This window comes from Domibacillus enclensis (assembly GCF_900156125.1).
GTDB lineage: Bacteria > Bacillota > Bacilli > Bacillales > Domibacillaceae > Domibacillus > Domibacillus enclensis.
Map to the genome: position 1 here is coordinate 36,495 of NZ_FTLX01000009.1, position 20,948 is coordinate 57,442.

At 47.7% G+C, this 20,948-nt stretch carries 17 protein-coding genes; 16 read left to right on the plus strand and 1 reads right to left on the minus strand.

The features are described 5' to 3' along the window. Positions 1–3: 3 nt before the first annotated feature. From BW952_RS16110 to BW952_RS16140, 7 genes are all read left to right on the plus strand, one after another. Positions 4–1,329: an MATE family efflux transporter gene (locus tag BW952_RS16110; protein ID WP_045852068.1), complete on the plus strand. Its 1,326-nt coding sequence runs from the start codon at positions 4–6 to the stop codon at positions 1,327–1,329. 391 nt (positions 1,330–1,720) lie between these two features. Further along, positions 1,721–2,623 carry a catalase family peroxidase gene (locus BW952_RS16115; protein WP_045850181.1) on the plus strand — a complete coding sequence of 301 codons (903 nt, stop codon included), beginning with the start codon at positions 1,721–1,723 and terminating at the stop codon, positions 2,621–2,623. A 101-nt stretch (positions 2,624–2,724) separates the two neighbouring features. Beyond that, positions 2,725–4,107 carry an N-acetylmuramoyl-L-alanine amidase gene (locus tag BW952_RS16120; RefSeq protein ID WP_045850182.1) on the plus strand — a complete coding sequence of 461 codons (1,383 nt, stop codon included), beginning with the start codon at positions 2,725–2,727 and terminating at the stop codon, positions 4,105–4,107. Positions 4,108–4,252: 145 nt separating this feature from the next. Continuing rightward, complete coding sequence (locus BW952_RS16125; protein ID WP_045850183.1) at positions 4,253–4,879, plus strand: IS607 family transposase; 627 nt, start codon at positions 4,253–4,255, stop codon at positions 4,877–4,879. Further along, positions 4,857–5,978, plus strand: a complete 1,122-nt coding sequence (locus tag BW952_RS16130; RefSeq protein ID WP_045850184.1) for an RNA-guided endonuclease InsQ/TnpB family protein — start codon at positions 4,857–4,859, stop codon at positions 5,976–5,978. Before BW952_RS16125 ends, BW952_RS16130 begins: the two co-directional genes overlap by 23 nt. A gap of 161 nt (positions 5,979–6,139) precedes the next feature. Further along, a complete protein-coding gene (locus tag BW952_RS16135; protein WP_045850185.1) occupies positions 6,140–6,865 on the plus strand; it encodes an MBL fold metallo-hydrolase in 726 nt (241 codons plus the stop codon). Positions 6,866–6,951: 86 nt separating this feature from the next. After that, positions 6,952–9,084, plus strand: coding sequence for a type IA DNA topoisomerase (locus BW952_RS16140; RefSeq protein WP_045850186.1), 2,133 nt, complete (start codon positions 6,952–6,954; stop codon positions 9,082–9,084). A 684-nt stretch (positions 9,085–9,768) separates the two neighbouring features. Here the strand turns inward: BW952_RS16140 and BW952_RS16145 are convergent. Then, positions 9,769–11,061, minus strand: coding sequence for a purine/pyrimidine permease (locus BW952_RS16145; protein WP_082084569.1), 1,293 nt, complete (start codon positions 11,059–11,061; stop codon positions 9,769–9,771). A 111-nt stretch (positions 11,062–11,172) separates the two neighbouring features. Here BW952_RS16145 and BW952_RS16150 point away from each other — a divergent pair, with 111 nt between their 5' ends. The 9 genes from BW952_RS16150 to BW952_RS16190 all read left to right on the plus strand — a co-directional run bounded on the left by BW952_RS16150 (position 11,173) and on the right by BW952_RS16190 (position 20,899). Then, positions 11,173–12,369 carry a class I SAM-dependent rRNA methyltransferase gene (locus BW952_RS16150; protein ID WP_045850187.1) on the plus strand — a complete coding sequence of 399 codons (1,197 nt, stop codon included), beginning with the start codon at positions 11,173–11,175 and terminating at the stop codon, positions 12,367–12,369. A 169-nt stretch (positions 12,370–12,538) separates the two neighbouring features. After that, positions 12,539–13,681: an AraC family transcriptional regulator gene (locus tag BW952_RS16155; RefSeq protein ID WP_052698392.1), complete on the plus strand. Its 1,143-nt coding sequence runs from the start codon at positions 12,539–12,541 to the stop codon at positions 13,679–13,681. Next, a complete protein-coding gene (locus tag BW952_RS16160) occupies positions 13,682–14,083 on the plus strand; it encodes an ABC transporter substrate-binding protein (RefSeq protein ID WP_052698393.1) in 402 nt (133 codons plus the stop codon). Between the two features lie 160 nt (positions 14,084–14,243). Then, on the plus strand, positions 14,244–16,010 hold the full coding sequence (locus BW952_RS16165; RefSeq protein WP_045850188.1) for an IucA/IucC family protein: 1,767 nt from the start codon (positions 14,244–14,246) through the stop codon (positions 16,008–16,010). Then, positions 15,991–17,658 carry an IucA/IucC family protein gene (locus BW952_RS16170; RefSeq protein ID WP_045850189.1) on the plus strand — a complete coding sequence of 556 codons (1,668 nt, stop codon included), beginning with the start codon at positions 15,991–15,993 and terminating at the stop codon, positions 17,656–17,658. Before BW952_RS16165 ends, BW952_RS16170 begins: the two co-directional genes overlap by 20 nt. Continuing rightward, on the plus strand, positions 17,645–18,868 hold the full coding sequence (locus tag BW952_RS16175; protein WP_045850190.1) for an AMP-binding protein: 1,224 nt from the start codon (positions 17,645–17,647) through the stop codon (positions 18,866–18,868). Before BW952_RS16170 ends, BW952_RS16175 begins: the two co-directional genes overlap by 14 nt. After that, positions 18,865–19,122: a petrobactin biosynthesis protein AsbD gene (gene asbD / locus BW952_RS16180; protein ID WP_045850191.1), complete on the plus strand. Its 258-nt coding sequence runs from the start codon at positions 18,865–18,867 to the stop codon at positions 19,120–19,122. Before BW952_RS16175 ends, asbD begins: the two co-directional genes overlap by 4 nt. Continuing rightward, complete coding sequence (locus BW952_RS16185) at positions 19,119–20,087, plus strand: DUF6005 family protein (protein WP_045850192.1); 969 nt, start codon at positions 19,119–19,121, stop codon at positions 20,085–20,087. The genes asbD and BW952_RS16185 overlap by 4 nt, the downstream gene beginning before the upstream one ends. Further along, entirely contained in the window at positions 20,087–20,899 is an 813-nt protein-coding gene (locus tag BW952_RS16190) for a sugar phosphate isomerase/epimerase family protein (protein WP_045850193.1), read from the plus strand. The genes BW952_RS16185 and BW952_RS16190 overlap by 1 nt, the downstream gene beginning before the upstream one ends. The last annotated feature ends 49 nt before the right edge of the window (positions 20,900–20,948 follow it).

A 20,948-nucleotide genomic window follows, 5' to 3' on the forward strand; every position in this document is an offset into this window, starting at 1 on the left:
ATAATGGTGGTTACTCACCGCATGTATTTAGCTCTTGCCCTGCCGCTTCTTTTATCGACAATCACAACACCGCTTTTGGGCGCGGTGGACACGGCCGTGGTGGGGTGGCTGCCTGACCCGGCGTATATCGGCGGCGTCGCGATCGGCACAATTATCTTTAATACGATGTACTGGCTGTTCGGGTTTCTGCGGGTCAGTACATCCGGTTTTACCGCTCAGGCAAACGGAGCCGGGAATGAGCTTGAAGAGACGATGGCTTTTTTGCGTCCATTCGGGCTGGCTGCATTCGTCGGGCTTTTTTTGTTTCTTCTTCAATGGCCGATTGAAGGGGTCTTTTTTGATATGATGAGTCCGGAACAGGATGTCCGTGCTCTTGCTTCTGATTATTTCGGCATTCGCATCTGGGGAACGCCGTTTGCTTTAATGAATTACGTTATCATCGGCTGGCTGATGGGCATGTCGAAAATTAAAGTGGTGTTTATGCTTCAAGTCTGGATGAATGCAACGAATATTGTGCTGGATCTTTTATTCGTTAAAGTGTTTTCGTTCGGCGTGTCCGGCGTAGCGGCCGCTACTGTAACAGCAGAGATCTCAGCCTGCCTGGCCGGGCTTTTGATTATCCGCAAGGTTTCCTCCATTCGTTTTGAACGGGAGCTGCTGAAGAAAATGATGGCCCTTGCTCCGATGGTGAAAATGATGGCAGTCAACCGGGATTTAATGATCCGGACCATCTGTCTTTTGGCGGTATTCAACCTCTTCACCGCAAAAGGAGCCGCGTTTGGAACCGACACGCTTGCGGCAAATGCAATTTTAATTCAGATTCACTATATTCTCGCTTATTTTTTCGATGGATTTGCGAACGCCTCGAGTATTTACACCGGACGAGCGGTTGGGTCCAAAAACGAAGCACTTTACAAAAAAACCGTTTCTTTATCCTTTCAATGGGCCGGCCTCATGTCGCTGCTGCTGACGGTGACGTATCTTTTGTTCAGCGGTCCTGTGATCGGCTTGTTTACGAACCTTCCTGAAGTGGCGTCTTTGGCCGATCAGTACAATAAGTGGATGCTTGTTTATCCGTTTTTCGCCGGAGCCGGGCTTGTCATTTACGGCGTTTTCACAGGCGCAGGGGAAGTAGCGCCGATCCGCAATTCGATGATTTTGGCTCTTCTCGTGTTTTTGGCCCTTCAATTTTTGGCACTGCCGGGACTGCACAATCACGGGCTCTGGCTCGCATTTATGGGCTTTACACTCGCCCGTACGGTCTTTTTAGTCATATATGTACCGAGACTTGGCAGAAAGCTTTTTAACACGGGGAAAAATAGCGGGTAATGCGTAAGAAAGAGCTTGGGACAGAAGGTTTTGAATAGAAGAGCAAGCCGAATGATGGCGTTCGGCTTGCTTTTTTGATCTTCATGATGGTGAACCGCGCTTGCGCCAACATAGAGAGGGCGGCTTCTGCAGGACTTCGCGTTCGGAGGGGCGGGCGGAGACTTCCATGTGACGAGCGGACAGGCTGAAACAGCCGCGTACTTTGGGCTGGTTCAGCGTTCGCCACATAGAAAAGCGGAGCCGGCAGCCCGGAGCCCCTGTGTGTGCTTTTTCAAGAAAAAAGGTGAAGCGAGGCTTTCAGCTAATAAATTGTTTGTATTTAATGGCTGCCCTCATTGTTATGTCTTAGCCTGTTTTTGGGTATGGATGAATACGAGAAGGAGGCGTGAAGATGAGAAAAATAAGTGATGAATTAGCCGAAACAGCAATGGATTCGATTGAAAGGATCGCTGGCAAGCACCCGGGCTGCCGGCGGGCACACGCAAAGGGCAGCTATTATGAAGCTGTTTTCACACCGAATGGACAGGCAGCGCTTTATACAACAGCGGCGCACTTGCAGCAGGAACCGGTCAAAGCCGTCGTACGGTTTTCAGACAGCTCGCCGAACCCGAATATGATTGACGGGCTATCGCCGGTAAAAGGCATGTCGGTTCAATTTCATTTGCCGGACGGCAGCACAACGTATTTGACCAGTGTGACGGTTCCTGTCTTTTTAACAAAAACACCGGAAGCCTTTATTGAAATGATCCGTCTGGCGGCTGACAAGCCCGGTCCGCGAGATCTCGTGAAAATGTTTTTGAAATACCCGGAAAGCAAAGCTGCATTTCGCATAATCAAGCATACAAAGCCGTTTATCAGCTACTCCACAAGCCGGTATTATCCGATTCACGCTTTTTATTTTGTAAACGAAAAAGGAGAGAAGCAGCCTGTTAAATATGAATGGACACCTGATGACACATTTCAATTAAAAGCAAAACAAGAAGCGGCCATGCACGCGGCAGATTATTTGGAAGCCGAGCTGGATGAACAGCTGCCGATTGGGTTTGACCTGACGATTACGCTCGGGGAGGAGGGGGATGCTGTTGATGATTCAACGGCCTCCTGGCCACCAGAACGAAAAACCATATCGATCGGACATCTTGACATTGGAGCGAAAATTCAGCAGCCAAATGATCATATTGTATTTGATCCGACCATTGTCCCAGAGGGGATCGAGTGCCCGAATGATCCTGTCCTTCATGCCCGCCATGATTTATATGCCGCCTCATTTAAACGCAGATCTCAAGATATGTAACACAAATGAAACACAAATGTCTTGAAAAAAACGTTAAAATGATACCAATGAAACCGATGTAATGGATAGAAGCGGTATATCTTTCGAATGGAGGAAGCAAAGTGAAAAAGTGGATGACGTTTGTCTTAGCCCTATGTATAGTCTTGTCTCTTTTTGGTTATCAGTCTCCTGTACAGGCTGCAGGATTTACCGATGTTCCCTCGCGTGCTAGTAAAGAAGTCAATTATTTAGCAGAGGGAAAGGTCATTTATGGTGTAACGTCCACATCGTTCTCTCCCAATGAAACGTTAACGAGAGCACAGGTGGCGGTTTTTGTCGGGCGTACGCTGCAGGTGAACGGAGAGCAAAGAGAAACGAGATTTTCAGATTTAGGCAAAGGGAATTCTGCTTCCGGCTTTGTGGAATCACTCGTTGCGAAAGGCATTATGAGCGGAACTGGAGAGAAAACATTTTCTCCTTCAAAAGCTGTTACACGTGGTGAAATGGCTGTGATTTTATCGAAAGCATTTAATTATTCAGGCAATGCAGAGCAGGCGCTTTTAAGCCTTGGCATTGCGAGCGGTATGGAAGATGGCACATTTGGCACGAACAAAACGATTACACGTGCGGACTTCGCTGTTTTTCTTGCGCGTGCAGTGAATCCATCGTACCGTTTAAAGCAGTCCGCGTCCTTTAACACAAAGCTCGTTTCAACAACGAACAACTTGAATATTCGGACAGGCCCGTCTACTTCTTATACGTCAGTCGGGAAAATTTCGGCCAATACAGCGGTAACCGGCGCACATACAATTGCCGGATGGACCTATGTAAAAGCAGGAACAACAACTGGCTTTATTTACAATTCCTATTTGAAGTCATCAACGGGCGCCGTCCCTTCACCGCCTGCTGAAAGTGCCGATTCTTCGCTGTCTGGACAAACCATTATTCTTGATCCCGGACATGGCGGCACAGATCCAGGTGCGGTCGGCAATGGCTTGAAAGAAAAAGATGTGGTCTTGAAAATGGGCCTTCAAGTAAATAATCTATTAAAAAAAACGCCATTTAATGTAAAAATGACACGGTCCACTGATGTGTTTATTAAATTGGGAGACCGATCGACATTTGCTAAAAATCAAGGCGGCGATATTTTCGTCAGCATTCATGCTAATGCTGCTTCTGCATCTGCGACAGGAACTGAAACATATTACTACTCGGCGGCAAATCCTCATGTGGCCGACAGCAAGCTGCTCGGAGAAAAAATTCAAGCACGTATGCTTGATGCATGGGATCTTCGCGACCGTGGGACAAAGTCAGGTAATTTTTCCGTACTCCGCGAAAATACGATGCCGGCGGCTTTGTTAGAACTGGGCTTTATTTCAAATGCGGGTGATGCGGCGAAAATGGCTTCAGATGCTCAGATGAATAAAATGTCCATTGCCATCTACAATGGCATACTCGATTATTACAAAGCAAAAGGATATAATGTAAATCAATATTATAAATAATTCAGCAGCCTCCATGCATTATGGAGGCTATTTTAATAATCAGGGAGGAAGTTAGTAGTTTAACAATATCTATAAAAATCTATAAAATACTATTGATATTTACTGTATATTTCTTCGCCATATAATATATGGAGGTGTCAATAGTATGAAACATTACAGTATTGGTCAATTTGCAAAAGAAATTGGAGTAACGGTTCAAACATTAAGAAATTGGGATAAGACAGGTAAATTGAAACCCGCCAGCACTTCCTCTTCTGGCCATCGTCACTATTCTCAGCAACAGCTTGACTATTTTCTTGGATTGCACAAACCTGACAGCGCACAACGAATAACAATTGGCTATTGCAGAGTTTCTTCCAACAAGCGAAAGGATGACCTAGATAGGCAGATTGAAAAGATGAAAGAGTATCTTGCCCGTCAAGGAAAGCCCTTTGAGATCATAAAGGACATAGGAAGCGGCATTAATTACAACAAAAAAGGCTTGAATAAAATGATTGACATGGTGTTGAACTATAACGTCGATTCAATTGTCGTTCTACATAAAGATAGGCTTTTGAGATTCGGATATGAATTATTGGAGAGCATATTTTTAAAATATGGAACAAAAATTGAAATCATCGACAATACACCAAAATCAGAAGATCAAGAACTTGTTGAAGATTTAATCCAAATTGTTACTGTGTTTAGCTGTAACCTTCAAGATAAACGGGCAAACAAAGCGAAGAAAATGATTAAGGAGCTGAAAGATAGTGATAACGGCGAAGAAGGTTAGGTTGAAACCTACTCCAGAACAGGAAGTGTTGCTTTGGAAATCCGCCGGAACAGCAAGGTTCATTTACAATTGGACACTGAATAGGCAAGAAGAACAGTTCAAGTCTGGCGGCAAATTCATTTCAGACAACGATTTAAGAAAAGAAGTAACTGTGATGAAGAAGACGGAGGATTTGAAGTGGATTGGCGATGTGTCAAACAACGTAGCAAAACAAGCTGTAAAAGATGCCTATGATGCTTATAAGAAGTTCTTTAAAGGGCTTGCCGAGAAACCGCGATTTAAGAGCCGCAGGAAATCAAAGGCATCTTTCTACAATGACAGCATAAAGCTGAAAATCAAAGATCATTCAGCGCTTATCGAAAAGGTGGGCTGGATTAAAACAGCCGAACAATTACCGATAGGTGTTAACTATTCAAACCCTCGCATCAGTCACGATGGAAAGTATTGGTACTTATCTGTTGGCATTGAGCAGGAGTTTAAAGAAGAATCATTGTCCGGTGAAGTAATCGGCATTGACCTAGGGATTAAAGATTTAGCCATCTGTTCAGATGGGCAGGTATTCAAAAACATCAACAAGACAAAAGAAGTGCGCAAGATCGATAAAAGGCTTCGGCGGTTGCAGAGAAGTGTTTCTCGTAAATACGAAATGAACAAGGAGGGAAGCCGTTTCGTCAAAACAAGCAACACCATAAAAGTCGAAAAGCAAATACGGCACTTACACAGACGATTGGCCAACATTCGCAATAATCATCTCCATCAATCAACCCATAGCATTGTGAAAACCAAGCCTTGCAAAGTGGTAATGGAGGATTTGAACGTAACGGGAATGATGAAAAATCGTCACCTGGCAAAAGCGATTCAAAAACAGAAGCTGTATGAATTCACGCGCCAAATGAAGTACAAATGTGAAAAATACGGCATTGAATTCATGCAGGTTGACCGTTTCTTCCCATCGTCTAAAACATGTTCTTCATGCGGAACGATCAAGAAAGACTTAAAACTTTCAGATCGCACCTTTACTTGCACATGCGGATTAAAAATAGACCGTGACAGAAACGCTTCTTTGAATTTAGCGAAAGCAGGGCAATTAACAGTTTAGTCACCAACAAGACGCTGTTAATGTGTAGGATTCGTTGTATCCGAATTTACGCCTGTGGAGTGTCATACCAAATGCAAGTAGCTTCGGCAAAAGCAGGCACAAGGAAGCAGGAAATAAACAAGGGCTTATAGATTTTTATAGGTTTTTGGCAACGGATTGACATGGTTCGAATTCAAAAAGCAGGACCGCTACACCAGCTGTCGTTTTTGCCATCCTTTTTTCCGGTTAACTGCTACATCGTCGAAGAAGAAACATCTTTGACGCTTATAGATGCGGCACTCCCCTTTAGTGTTAAGGATATTATGGGCATGGTGAAAAAGCTTGAAAAACCCATTGAGCACATCGTCCTGACGCACGCGCATGAAGATCACGTTGGAGCTTTGGATGCGCTGAAGGCGATGTTACCCGATGTGCCGGTTTATTTATCCGAGCGGGACACAAGACTTCTTAATGGAGACTTGTCCGTTGATCCGGAAGAACCGCAAAAGCCGATAAAAGGCGGGTTGCCGAAGCGAATGAACACACGTCCGGATGTTCAGTTAAACGATGGAGACCGGATTGGCTCTTTAGAGGCGATTTTCACCCCCGGACATACACCGGGGTCCATGTCTTTTTACGACCACCGAAACGGCCAAATCATAGCGGGTGATGCCCTTCAAACAAGAGGCGGAATAGCCGTGAGCGGAACGGTAAAGCCGCTGTTTCCTTTTCCTGCGCTGGCAACATGGGATAAGGAAACTGCAATCGAAAGTGCCAAGCGCATTCAGTCATTGAACCCTTCCTTGCTTGCTGTCGGGCATGGCCAGATGATGACAGAACCGGAGTATGCCATCCAGCGGGCGATTGGCGAGGCAGAGAGAAAGCAGGAGCGTAAACGAAGCAGATGATGCTTCGTTTTTTTAATTGCTAAAAAGAGATCGTCGCCTTATAATGGGGGTTGAGAACACTTGTTTCATGAAGCGGAGGAGAGGTTATGCAGGCAATTATTGCGGAAAAAGCATCACAGGCGCAGGCGCTGGCGGATCCGTTTCGTCATGTGAAAAAGGGCAGCCATATCGAAATTGCACCGTGTGAAACGTTTCGAGATGGTGCACTTTTAGCCTGGTGCAGCGGCCATTTATTTGAAATTGTGCCTCCGCATGAAATGGACCCGAAATTAAAGCGATGGCAGTTGGAAACCTTGCCGATGATTCCGGAAACGTTTAAATATAAAGTTATTCCATCTAAAACAAGCCGTTTTAAAGCGGTGAAAGAAATCATAAAAAATCCGGCTGTCACTGAAATTATTGCGGCGGGCGATCCAGCCCGTGAAGGTGAATTGATTGTTCAGCTTGTCGTGCGCATGTCAGGCATTAATAAGCCGATGCGCCGTTTATGGGTGAGCAGCTTAACGCCAAAAGCGGTTGAGCAAGCTTTTTTAAATTTGCGGCCCATTGAAGACACGATGCCTCTTTACCACGAAGCGATGGCGAGAAGCTATGCAGACTGGCTGATCGGGATGAACGCAAGCCGGGCCTACACGCTGTTGATTCAGTCGAAAACAAAAGGAGCCGGCCGGGATGTGTATGCTGTGGGGCGTGTGCAGACGCCAACACTGGCACTCGTTGTCAAAAGAGAAAAAGAAATTCTTGAGTTCGTGCAAAAGCCTTATTATGAAGTTGTGGCCACATTTCAGCTGGACGGCGCTACGTATGACGGCAAATATACGAAAGAAAAAGAAACGCGGTTTTTTGAAAAAGAAAAAGCAGAAGCACTTCGGGAGGAATGCCAGGGAAAAGAAGCGGAAGTTGTTAAAGTGAAAACAGAAAACAAGCAGGTGCCCCCGCCCTCTTTCCACAGTCTTTCAACGCTGCAGGCCTTCGCGAATAAACGGTTTCATTTTTCGCCGAAAAAAACGCTTGAAATCACACAGGCACTTTACGAAAAATCGTATGTGACCTATCCGCGTACCGACAGCAATCACGTGAACCCGGAGGAAGCCGCCGCATTTCCGGAAATCCTCGCAAAGCTGTCCCGTCTTGCTCCATACGAAAAATGGGCGGCTGAAACAACCCGCTCCGTAATGACTGACAAGCGATATGTCGACTCGAAAAAAGTAAGCGATCATTATGCCATCATTCCAACCGAAAAAATGCCTTCGCTTCACTCCTTGAGCGGCGATGAACAAAAAATATACGACGTTATTGCGAGATCGCTGATTGCCGCCCATTACGGACCGGCCGTGTTTGCGCATTCAAGCATTCAAACGGATATCGGCCCTCATCCTTTTCTAACAACAGGAAAACGGCTGCTGCAGCCGGGGTGGCGGCCCGTTTTATTTGAAAGCGAAAAAGAAGATGTTCTTCTGCCGAATGTGACAGAAGGGCGAGTAGGGACGGCTGAAGAGGTGAAATTGGTCGAAGGAAAAACGGTTCCGCCCAGCCGCTATACAGAAGGCGAGCTCATTACCGCGATGAAAAACGTCGGGTACGGGATGGAAGATAAGGAGCTCGGACAAGTTCTCAAGTCCGTTTCGGGTCTCGGAGAAGAAAGCACGCGCTCGAATATCCTTGAGCGGCTCAAGCAGCTGGATTATATGACGATCGAGCAGAAGCGGGTGGCACCAACAGCAAAAGCCTTTATTTTAATAGATGCGGTGGAAAACACACTGCTCGCTTCACCGGAGCTGACCGGCCGCTGGGAGCAGCGTTTGAAGGAAATCGGCAGGGGAGAAGCGCCGGCGAATGTGTTTATTGAACAGTCAAAACGGCTTGCGGAAAAAATTGTGCAGGATGCGGTGCAGCATTCAGAGAGATGGTCTTTTACGGTTCCTGTGAAGAAACAGGCCGCACAGGACAGCCAGCCGATCGGACCCTGCCCAAAGTGCGGGAATCCGGTGGTGGACAAAGGGAAATTTTACGGCTGCTCCGCTTACCAATCTTCCAAATGTGATTTTACATTAACGAAAAAAATGCTCGGAAAACCGATCAGTGCGACCAATGCTAAAAAGCTTCTGTCTCAAGGGAAAACCAACATAATCAAAGGGTTTAAAGGGAAAAAACCGTTTGATGCCCGCCTTGTCTGGAAGAATCAAAAGGACGGCACGGTTCAATTTGAATTTAAGTAACGGTTGACCGTATTACAGTAAAGGAAGAGCTTGAGACAAAAGGTTTTGAATAGAAGAGAACGCCGAATGATCGTGCAAATATCGCATGCGTTCGGCTTTCTTTTTTGATCTTTAAGACGATGAGCCTTTTTGCGACTGTGCTTGCGCGAACATAGTTGGGGCGGCTTCTGCAGGACTTCGCGTTCGGAGGGGCGGGCGGTGAGCTAACTTTTGTCGCTCCGCTCCAAAAGTGGATCTCACCTTCCCCGCTGATCCCTCCCGAGTCTTCGCCCTGCGCCAGCCGCCCTAGTGGGGAGGAAAAGCAGTTGATAAAACCCAAACAAGAGTGTCATGAACGGGGAAAAACAAGTTGTTCTGTCCTTCCATTTCATGAGAAAAAAGATAAGCTTCTGCTCATACAGCTAATCGTTAACCGCTGAAAGCAAGCCGTTTTCAGCACCTGTGTTTTCCTTGTCTTATTAGAACCACCACGGGCGCAGGGAGGCCGGCGAAGACTCCCACTGGACGAGCGGACAGGGTGAAACAGCCACGCTTTTTGGGCTGGTTCAGCGTTCGCCCAGTAGGAAAGCGAAGCCGGCAGCCCGGAGCCCCTGCTTGTGCTTTTCTAGAAAAAAAATCAAGACTTTCAGCTACCGGATTGTTCAGATTCACCGGTTGTCCTCACTGTCATATCCCAAACTCTTTTTACGCATGCTGGCGAGACTTTCTGATCAGCAGCTGTTCATAAATGAGCGCGATGACGGTTCCGGTGACAAGGCCATTTGATAAGGTGGCAGCGATTGCCGCCGGCAGGTCCGAGACACTGTCAGGCGGCAAAAACATAAAGCCGACGCCGCTCATTAGCCCGATTGCAGCAACCTTCAATGAGCGTTCTAAATCGTTCGTGCTGCTCAGCTCGTGAAAGGCCATGCGCACCATTCCGGTGAAAATGGCAAATGTCACGGCGTAAGCAACCGGAGCAGGCAGCGAAGACAGCAGCAGCATGGCGGCAGGGAAAAACGTAACGAGAACGATTAATGCGCAGCCAATGATAAAGGGCAGGACTGATCTCATTTTTGTCGCAGAAACAAATCCGGCGGCACCGGAGATCGGCACGGGTCCGACAGCTGAAAATAAACCGGCGATAAAATGATTGATTCCGGCGAAAAAGCCGGCCTGCCGAATCCGGTTGGGAACAGCTTCTTTAAATTCTCGCTGAAGGGTGCCTTCCATTACACGAATCGACGCCATCATGTTGGCGATTAAAAGCAGTGTAATAAAAAACGACGTGATCATCATGCCGCCATCAAAAACAGGAGGTCCGAAGGCAAACACATCTGGGAGAGCAACGACGGCATTGCCGGCAGACTCATCCAAATGTCCTTTGCCAAGCAAAACGAAAATGATCCAGCCGAGGCCGATTGAAAGGAGAACAGAATAGCGGCGGAGTAAAGAGCTCTTATGACCGCTCATCCAAAATGTAACGCCAAGTGTCAGCAGACTGCCTAAAATGACCAGGCCGTCGACGCGTCCTGATTCGTTCGGCAAACCCATCATGCCCTTTACAAACGTTCCGCTCAGCTGCAGGACAAGCAGAAGCAAATACACAAATGTGATGGTCGGCGTAAACAATCCCTTCATCCGATCCATCAGTCCGATGGCGGCAAAAAAAACAAACAAGACACCCGCATACAGCATACCGCTTTGCAGCACTTGAAGAGTCGATTGTGCGTCTGTATATAAAATGCCGGCGAACCCTGCATAAATCGTGAACACACCCCACCATAAACCGGCAGGTCCTTCATTAATCGGCAATTTGTGTCCGAATATACTTTGTAAAATACCGGCAATGCCGAGGACGAGCATTGTCCGCTGAATAAAATCTGCGGTGTCAGCACCGTCTAAATGAAACAGTGCCGCGATCGCAACAGGTGCTGCAATGGAGGAAGCGATCAAAAACACTGCCCATTGCAATGAACCCGCTATCATTTTCATCATGACGCAAAAATCCCTTCATCAGCCATTTTTCTTCATTGTACCACACGCACTAATAATACCGTTCGGCCGTTCTTTTTGGTAAGATAAAGAAAAAACCTGCTGGGGGTCAGAATGAAGACCATGATAAACATAAAAGTGAATAAAAAGGCGGCCGAAAAGCTTCGGGGCGGGTACCCGCTAATTGAACGCGACGCAGTTCAAAACCCAAAAGCCCTAAAAGAAGAAGGCACGATCCTTCGTTTATTGGACGATAAAAAAAATTACATTGGAACAGGCTACTACGGTGTTCAAAATAAAGGGGTTGGCTGGATCATTTCGCAGGAGCCGGAGGAATACATTGATACGGCTTTTTTTGCGAAAAAAATAGAAGCAGCCGCTCAAAAAAGAAAAGAATTGATGGCGGACCCGGACACAACAGCCTTCCGTTTTTTTAACGGTGAAGGAGATGGCCTGGGCGGACTGATTATTGACTATTACGATGGTTTTTACGTTATTCACTGGTATAGCGAAGGCATTTATTCCTTTCAAAAAGAAATTCTTGCCGCCATGCGGGACACGCTTTCTTTTAAAGGCATTTACGAAAAAAAGCGCTTTGACCAAAAAGGGCAATACATCGAGGATGATGACTTTGTAGAGGGAGAACGCGGCGATTTTCCGATGCTCGTGAAGGAAAACGGCGTGAACTTTGCGGTGGATTTGAATGACGGGGCCATGACGGGTGTGTTCCTTGATCAGCGTGAGGTGCGAAAAGCCATTCGGGAGCGGTACTCGCGCAATGCCGAAATGCTGAATATGTTTTCGTATACCGGTGCATTTTCCGTTTGTGCCGCGCTTGGAGGGGCTCTTAAAACGACCAGCGTGGACGTCGCTAACCGGAGCAAGCCGAAAACCATTCAGCAGTTTGAAGCAAACGGGCTTGACCCCTCTGCTCATGAAATGATCGTAGAGGATGTTTTTCATTATTTCAAATACGCGGCGCGGAAAGAACGGACCTTTGACCTTGTAGTAGTGGATCCGCCAAGCTTCGCAAAAACGAAAAAGCGAACGTTCAGCGCAGCAAAGGATTATACAAAGCTGTTAAAAGAAACGATTGATTTGACGAAAAACGGCGGTGTCATCGTTGCTTCAACAAACAGCAGCGCCGTCAGCGTGAAATCCTTCAAGCAGTTCATTAAAACAGCCTGCAAGGAAAAAGGGGTCGGGTACGACATTTTGGAGCATTATTCACTCCCCGAGGACTTCCGGACGCTCGAGGCTTTTCCGGAAGGCAACTACCTGAAGGTGTTTTTCGTGAAAATTATGAAGTAAATCGTTTTTATGCGGTTAAGACCGGTCTGATTCCTTCCAATCAGACCGGTCTTTTTTCGTATGAAAGAAAGAGGAAGGCAGAATCTTTTTTTTTGTGATACCATTTAAATGATACTGATAATCGTTATCAATTATATAATGGTTCTTTCATGAAGAAAGGTGTTGCGCTATGAATATCCAGCAATTACATATTTCGAAAATCATTGTTCAAAAAGGAGAAAAGATACCGGCTGACGGAAAAAAGGAAGAAAAACAGCTTTTTTATGCAGCATCGGGCCGCGGCTTTTATCAGCAAGAAAACCGCATTCGCTCCTTTACAGCCGGTGACACTGTAGTAGCGGAGACGGTCACTGAGGTGATGAGTGATGTAAGAGAAGGGCTTGTGTATTATCAAATCGGCTGGTGTGGGGAAGTGCCTCTGCGGGCTGTCCACTCCGCTGCTCCTTCTATAGTCGTCCCTCTTTTAGAAGAATGGCTCTCGAGGCACCAAACAAAGAATTCGGTTGAATCGTTGCTCACAGGCTATGCGCTTTTTTTTCGTTTTTTGGCAGCCGTTTCGGTCGAGACTGCTCCATGCACGATGGAGGAAAGCGCAGTCCTCATCAACGACCATTTAGCCGAACCCATTTCAGTATCGGAACTGGCGGCGCGGGTCAATATGACGCCACCTGCCTTTACGAGAGCTTTCCGGAAAAAGTTCGGCTGCTCTCCGACACAATTTATGCAATCAGAACGAATGCGTAGGGCAAAGGAGTGCCTCGTGCAGCAGCACCCGGTTACGTTAAAAGAGGTCGGTATGAAAATCGGCATTGAGGATGAGTTTTACTTCAGCCGGTTATTCAAAAAAATCGAAGGAATCGCACCGACTGTTTTTCTAAAGAAAACGAAGCCGAGAGTGGCAGTTGTCAGCGGGCTTTTGCTTCAGGATCATCTGCTTTCGCTCGGGGTGCAGCCAATTGCGGCTCCTTGCTATCCATCTATGTTTCCGAATACAAAAGGGATTCCTTCTTATTTGCGCAAGGAGTTGGAAGGTACAAGGCTTTTGAATGCAGAGAAATCAATGCAGGTTGAGGAAATCTTTCGCCTTAAACCGGATCTTATTTTGAAGACGGCTTGTCCGTCCGATGCCGAACAGCCATTTTGGCATCATCATTCCCCGGTAGAGTTTCTTCCGGTACATCAAGAATGGGACGAATATTTGGAGAGCATTGCATCACGGATTGGAAAGGAAAAGCAGGCAGAGCAAGTGAAAGCGGAAGTTCACCAGCTGGAAGAGGCAGCGAAAAAGAAGCTGCGTATAAGCGGCGAATAGGTGATCCTGCACATTCACGCTTCAGAAATCAGGCTGTACGGACGAACGGGGGATGCATACAGCAGCCTTTTCTTTCAACGTCTCGGGTTTACTCCGCATCCAGAGCTGCCTGAGCATGGATATCAAATGGTGACGGTGCAGGCCCTTGCCGCAATGCAGCCGGAGCAGCTGCTGATTTTACGAAGCAAGCCGCGTGATGTGGAAAGAGTCACGAAAGACGAAGCATGGAAAACGTTAAAAGCGGTACAGACAGATTCTGTTTATATGCCGGATAGTATGGAGTGGGATGCATGGGGACCAAGTGGCCGATCTTTTATGATCGAAGGCCTCGTCCGTTATTTCTCCAGCCGGTTGCATTTGTGCAAGGGATCGGATAAAAATGTGCATGGTTCTTTTAATTGATAATGAGTATCATTGAGAATGGATTCAAAGATCAGCAGGGAAAAATGGAACAGCAGAAAAATACTCTCAAAAATCGGGATACAAGTTCCGGTTTTTTCTTTCAACAACAATGAGAATGATTATCAATTAATGGGTCTTTTGACCTTACGAGGTGAATCTATTGAAAACGAGAGCAAGAGAACGGGCAGAGGAAGCTGCGTTTCAGTGCTTTTTGAACAGCTATTTACGCGAAATAGATCAAGGAAGGGCGCTTTCCGCTGACCGGTACCCGGCTGTCATACACGATGCTGCTCAGGAGGTGCGGGAGCTTATTCTTCATTGCCGTTCCTTTTCCTGCTTAGTAGAGGTGGCCTACCGTTCACAGTCTGGCAGGCACACGCTCGGGGCTGTTTGGAGAAAAGAAGAGACGGGCTGGCAGCGGGTCGAAAAAATCACACTATTAATTGCGTTGATTGAAGAGCTGCATTGCCGCAATAAAGATTGCTCCCATTATGAGCAGCTGTTAAGCCGTGTTCTTGAAAGCACAGATGCGATCGAAAGGTATGTGGGCTTTCATGAGGAAAACAGCAAGAGCATGACTACTTTTATCGACAGTGAACAGTCGCTTGTCTTTGGACACTGGATGCACCCGACCCCTAAAAGCCGTTACGGGATGGCCCACTGGCAGCATGATTTGTTTGCACCGGAGCTGAAGGGGCGGTTTCAGCTGCATCTCTTTTACGCAAATCCCTCCTGGGTCCGGTCGAATGCGGCAGAAGGACTGTCCGCTGAAGGAATGGTCAACGATCTTTTTCTGAAACGAAACGGTTATTGCACGGTACCGATGCATCCGCTTCAAGCGAAGTGGCTTCTTCAGCAGCCTTGGGTAGCGGAAGCGATTCAAAACGGAGATCTTTTATACGAAGGAGCATCAGGTCCCCTATTCACCGCTACATCGTCTGTGAGAACGGTTTACAGTGAAGACTGCCGCTGGATGTTTAAATTTTCGTTGCCTGTCCACATTACGAATTCATTGCGTGTGAATAAACATCATGAGCTTGAATGCGGTATTGTGATGGGAAGCTTAATGGGAAATCTGGCTGTAGCTGAACAATATCCTTCCTTTCGCTTAATTGAGGACCCCGCTTATGTAACCGTCGACCCGCCTGGCCTGGGTCAGAAGGAAAGCGGATTTGAAGTCATTATCCGTGAAAATCCGTTTATGAGAAGCCGTGCTGACAATCTTTTTTCGGTAGCTGCGCTTGTTCAAGAGCATCCGGCGGGAGAAGATGCCGTGCTGACAGCAGAAGTAAAGCGCCTGGCAGAGGAATCCGGATTGGATGTTGAGGAAGCAGCGATCCGCTGGTTTCGCCGTTACTGGGAAACGGCGATTAATCCGCTGCTGACCATTTACGACCGCTACGGCATTGCACTTGAAGCTCATCAGCAAAACAGTGTTTTGCAGCTGGAAAATGGCTGGCCAAGCCAGTATTATTACCGCGATAATCAGGGGTTTTATTTATGTGAATCGTACAGATTGCAGCTGCAAGGAGCTGAGCCTGCCCTTTGCGAGCACGGCGCCCTCTTTTACAAAGAACCGCTGATCCGCGACCGCTTTTTTTATTACGTGTTTTTCAATCAGCTGTTTTCCATTACTCATCGCATGGGGGCGGACGGACTGGTAGAAGAAAAGCAGCTGCTGCGCTGGATGGTTCTCGAGCTGTCTGACATGGAGAAATCGATGACAGGAGCCGGACGCACTTTTATCCGGCAGATTTTAACGCAGAAAACGATTGCCTGTAAAGCCAACTTAATGACGCGCTTTCAAGATGTAGATGAGCTGGAAGAGAAGCTGGAGCAGGCCGTTTATACGGACGTGCCAAATCCACTGACAGACAGCAGTCTGTTGCAGCAAGGTGAGGGACAATATGAACCCGTTTTTTTATGATTCATCTGCCCGTGTGATGAAGCAGCTGGTAGAGGCGATGGTGTTTGAAAAGCTTGTGCCGGCCGCAGAGCAGGAACAGGATGTGTGGGTATGGCAGGGGAAATCCCGTTTGTTTAAATGCTTTGGCCGCAAAAGCGCGTTCGGGCGGTTCAGGCTCCGATCCCTGCCTGTTTTTGTGAAAAACGAAGACGGCTGGAGAGACGCCTGCCTGCTTGACCTCGTCGATGAACTTCCTGTGGATCATCCGTTTAAGCAGCAGCTCGTACACGAATTTGTCCGCACGATTATGCTGTGTGAGTGGAACGAGGAACACGTAAAGCTGCCTGAATGGAGGGCATCGCTGCCGTACGAAGAAGCAGAAAGACTGCTCATCGAAGGACACCCGTATCATCCTTGCTTCAAGTCAAGAGTGGGGTTTTCATTAAGCGATCATGCAGCGTACGGTCCTGAAGGAGGGGCTGCTTTTCCCATTCAGTGGGTAGCGGTTCCGCATGAGGAGTTATCAGGGAACGAACCACCATGGAAAAGCATTCTTGGAGAGCCGCTGCATCATCAGCTGCTCAGTGAAATGGAGGCGAAAGGAGTATCACCCTGGACACATTCTTTTTTTCCTGTTCATCCGTGGCAGTGGAAAAACAGCTGGTCCGAATGGAAGACACTTGTGCCGCTCCTTGAAGCCGGGTCGTACCGTGCTACACAGTCGGTCCGGACACTCTGGAATGAGGAAAACCCGTCCATGCCGCACGTGAAGCTATCGATGAACATGCGGCAGACGTCTTCTGTCCGTACGCTTCATACGCCTTCTTTATGTGCCGCACCGGTTATTTCGGACTGGCTGCTGCACATCCAGCAAACGGATCCGGTGCTTGAAGATATCGTGATGTTAAGCGAGTTTGCCGGTCTTGCTGTGGAAGGAGCCAAAGGCAAGCTCGGTGTTTTGTGGAGGGAAAGCATTCGGGCACATTTACGAAGCGGCGAGGAAGCCATTCCCTTTAACGCGCTGTCCATGAGTGAAAAAAACGGCCGGCTGCTCATTTCTCCGTGGATTGAGCAATACGGTGCGGCAGCCTGGGTGGAGCAATTGATCAAGATCAGCGTGATTCCGGTCTGGCACTTGCTTTGTGTCCATGGGATCGCGCTTGAAGCCCACGCACAAAACATGATTCTGATACACGAAAACGGCTGGCCAGTGAGGGTCGCCCTCCGTGATTTTCATGAAAGCATGGAATATGTGCCTTCTTTCCTGCCTGACTCGTCCCGTGTACCGGATTTTAACGCAGCACATGAGCAGTTTCAGACATACAAGCCGGATGAATCGTACTGGATGTCTTCTATTGAAGCGTTGCGGGAGCTAGTAATGGATACGTTATTTGTTTTTCATTTAAGCGACGTTTCCTTTCAGCTTGAAGAACACGGTGTTTATACAGAACTGGATTTTTGGACGTGTGTGCATCAGCTCGTGACCGCTCACGTGTCTCAGCAGCCGGATTGGCAGAAAAGGCATGGGCTTTTGAAATGGGATCAGCCGATGATTCGCACGGAATCACTTTTTTCAACTAAATGGTCGGCGGCAGGGAATGAAAAGAGCCATCTCATTCCGAATATACTGCATGCGATCAAACAGGAGGAACAACATGCTATCTATTAATGACGTGCATTATACGAACAAAGACCTGGAGGAAGCTTTTCAGCGGTATGAGCAGCTCCCCTTTTTAAAGGACGCGGGGAAATGGAGGGTTGCGGCTTGTCTCGCTGATTCGTTCGACTGGCTTTCTCTCTTTTTTTACATATGGAAAAAGGGCGGGTCAGTTGTGCCTGTGCATGCGGCTTCTCCAAGGGAAGCGGCAATCCGCACGGCAAAAAGGGCCAAAAGCAACGTGCTGTTTTACGGAACAGTAGCGGAACCGATTGTTTTTCATGAAGAGCCAGACGCAGACAGTGTGCTGATTCAGATGACATCCGGCACGACAGGAGAGCCGAAGTGCATAGCCCGGACATGGGCGTCTATTGAAGAAGAGCTGGAAAGCTACAATGAAGCGCTGCCGGTTAAAAACGAAGTGCCGATTGTTGCTTGTCCGGTCACCCATTCATACGGCTTATTATGCGGTGTAGCTGCTTCGGTCAAACGGGGCGTTGAACCGGTTGTGGCGTCCAGCCCGAATCCGAAATACATCCTGAAGCTGTTAAAAAACTATCCGGCGCACATTTTCTATGGCGCACCTTCCCTGATTCATACGATTGGGCAGCTGACAGGGGAAGAGAAAATCTTTCACAAAGTGATGACATCCGGCACACTGCTGCCTGCTGCCTGGCTAGAGCGGCTTCTTCCAAAAGCGGAAGAGGTTTTGCAGCAGTATGGCTGCTCAGAAGCCGGCTGTATTTCGATTCATTCGTCGATTAGCAAGCCGGATGAAATGGGTAAGCCGCTTTCACACGTTACCGTCAAAGCAGGAACAGTGGAGAAGCCGGATGAAATCGTTGTGCACAAAAAGGGAGAAGTGATCCATACAAAGGATGTCGGCTTCGTCTCGGACATCGGTCAGCTTCATTTTTTAGCCCGGCTGGATGATACGATCAACGTCGCAGGGCTGAATGTTTATCCTCATGAAGTAGAAAGTGTGCTGCTTGCTATGCCGGGCGTGGACGAAGCGGTTGTCTTCAAAAAAACAGATCCATTCTCGGGCGAACGGGTTTGCGTGAAGTATGTTTCATCTTCCGGTGTAGATGAAAAGCAGGTTCGGACGTGGTGCAGGGAGCGGCTGGCACCTTATCAAATGCCTGTGGATGTGATCGTTTCGTCCAGCATCCCGACCCTTCCAAATGGGAAAATGAATCGAAAGCAGCTGAGCCGTATATGAATAAAAACGAGATGATTCAAGCTATTTATTTAATTTTGAAGCAAAAAATGCAGCTGCCTGCTTTGGAGGAGTTTCATGAAAAAGCGCGGCTGAATGAAGATTTATATATGGATTCGGTGATGATGCTTCAATTGATTATTCATCTGGAGCTGGATTACGGACTGGATATTCCGGATGAAGCCATTGTGCCGAAGCATTTTCAAACGGTCGGCACACTGGCGGACTTTTTGCTGGAGCAGGAGGTGGTTCGGTGATCAAGGTCCACTGCTTTGTCAGCTGTGTGTGCGAGCTTTTGAAAAAAACACCTGGTGTCGATCATCGCCCGTATTATTTCGGTGTGTGGGATTCCGACTTTACTGTAACGGACCAGTACGAGCTCGCCTACCATTCCGATCAAATGGATCATGATTTTTTCGTGGAGTGGTACGAGCAGCTGTACGGCATTTCCATTGTCAGTTGGTACGACAAAACGAAAAAGAAGGAAGAGAATATGGAGACGATGATCCGCTTGATTACTGGCAAAAGCTCTTCCCGGCATGTAATGGTCATGCTGGATTTATCGATGCTTCCGGAGCGGGAAAACAAGTTTCACCAAAAGCCGTTTCCTCATTATGTCATGCTGGAGCAAACAGAGCGGGAAGAAGAGTGGCTAATGCTTGATCCGGACTTTCGGTGGGAGGGCGTTTTTCCAAAGTCAGACATTTTGGCGGCCATTGGAGAACCGTCTGTAGAAGGCGGGTATTATTTTGATGCCGAGTCAATCCGCCCGCCTGCAGCAGAAGCTGTCCATGCTTATTTCCACACGTGTTTAAAGAAAGAAGTGAACCCGTTTACCGCGGCCATTCGCTTGATTGTCCGGCATCATTGCGACGGCGGGACTTATGAAAAGCTGGCGCCGGCCTTAAAGCAAATACCGGTGCTGGCGATTCGGAAATATGCGTATGAGCACGCGTTTGCTTTTTTACTGGAGCCGATTGAGGAAAATGAAGAGCTGTTTGAACAATGGTGCGGTGAAATCGAGCAGCTGGTGCAGGGGTATACGGCCATTCAGTACCGTGTGATGAAGCTGTCAATGACAGGCTCCGTGGGTCATGTCCATACTGTACTTGGGCTGTTAGACCGTCAGGACCAGCGAGAATACAAAGTGAAGCAAATGCTCCTTGAGTTATTTCAAAAATGGGAAGCCCGTCAAACGGTTCAGGCAGGAGGAATGGGTTAATGAATATTCATGTATGTACGATCTCGTTTCGACATACGCTGCAGTCGCTTGAGGATATCGCGAGGTGGGCAGCCGAGCAGCAATTCCAAGGAGTAGAGCTGTGGGGTGTTCACGCGGCGGCGCTTGAATCGGAAAAGCTGCCGCTTGTCGATCTGCTCGGTGAACTTGGATTGACCGTCCCGATGATCAGTGGCTATATTCCGCTTGATCAGACAGCAGACACGCAGCAGGCATGCAGTCAGCTGTCTCAATTGGCAGGTGCGTGGCAGGCGGAAAAAGTGAGAACCTTCGCTGGAGCGAAAAGCAGTCAGGATCTGCAGCCAGATGAAAGAGCGTATCTGACAAAGCAGCTCCGTTATATGTGCGGCTTTTTTGAGCAGGAAGGACAAAAGCTTCTCATCGAAACCCACCCGGGCACGCTGGCCGATTCATTGCCGTCCACGCTGCAGCTGCTCCAAGAGGTGGATCACCCGAATCTCTGGATTAATTTTGATGCTTTGCACGTATGGGAATCAGGGGCGGACCCAGTCCACGCCTTTCAGCAATTGCGGAATCATACGGCTCATTTTCATTTGAAAAATATCAGCTCCCAAAAGCAGCTTTCTGTTTTTCAGCCGTCCAATGTGTATTCACCAGCAGGCTGCCGTGACGGAATGGTGCCTTTGTTTGACGGTGCGCTGAAGTATGAACACTTTTTGCCGCACATTCCAAACGGAGCGGATGTATCACTGGAATGGTTCGGCGCCGATGTGAAAGGGACGCTGGCGATGGATAGCCAGAAGATAAAAGCATTTCAGCACGCCTATGCCTAAAAGTGGCGTTTCTTTGCTTCTCTGACATAAGATAGAAGGAACGATGTTA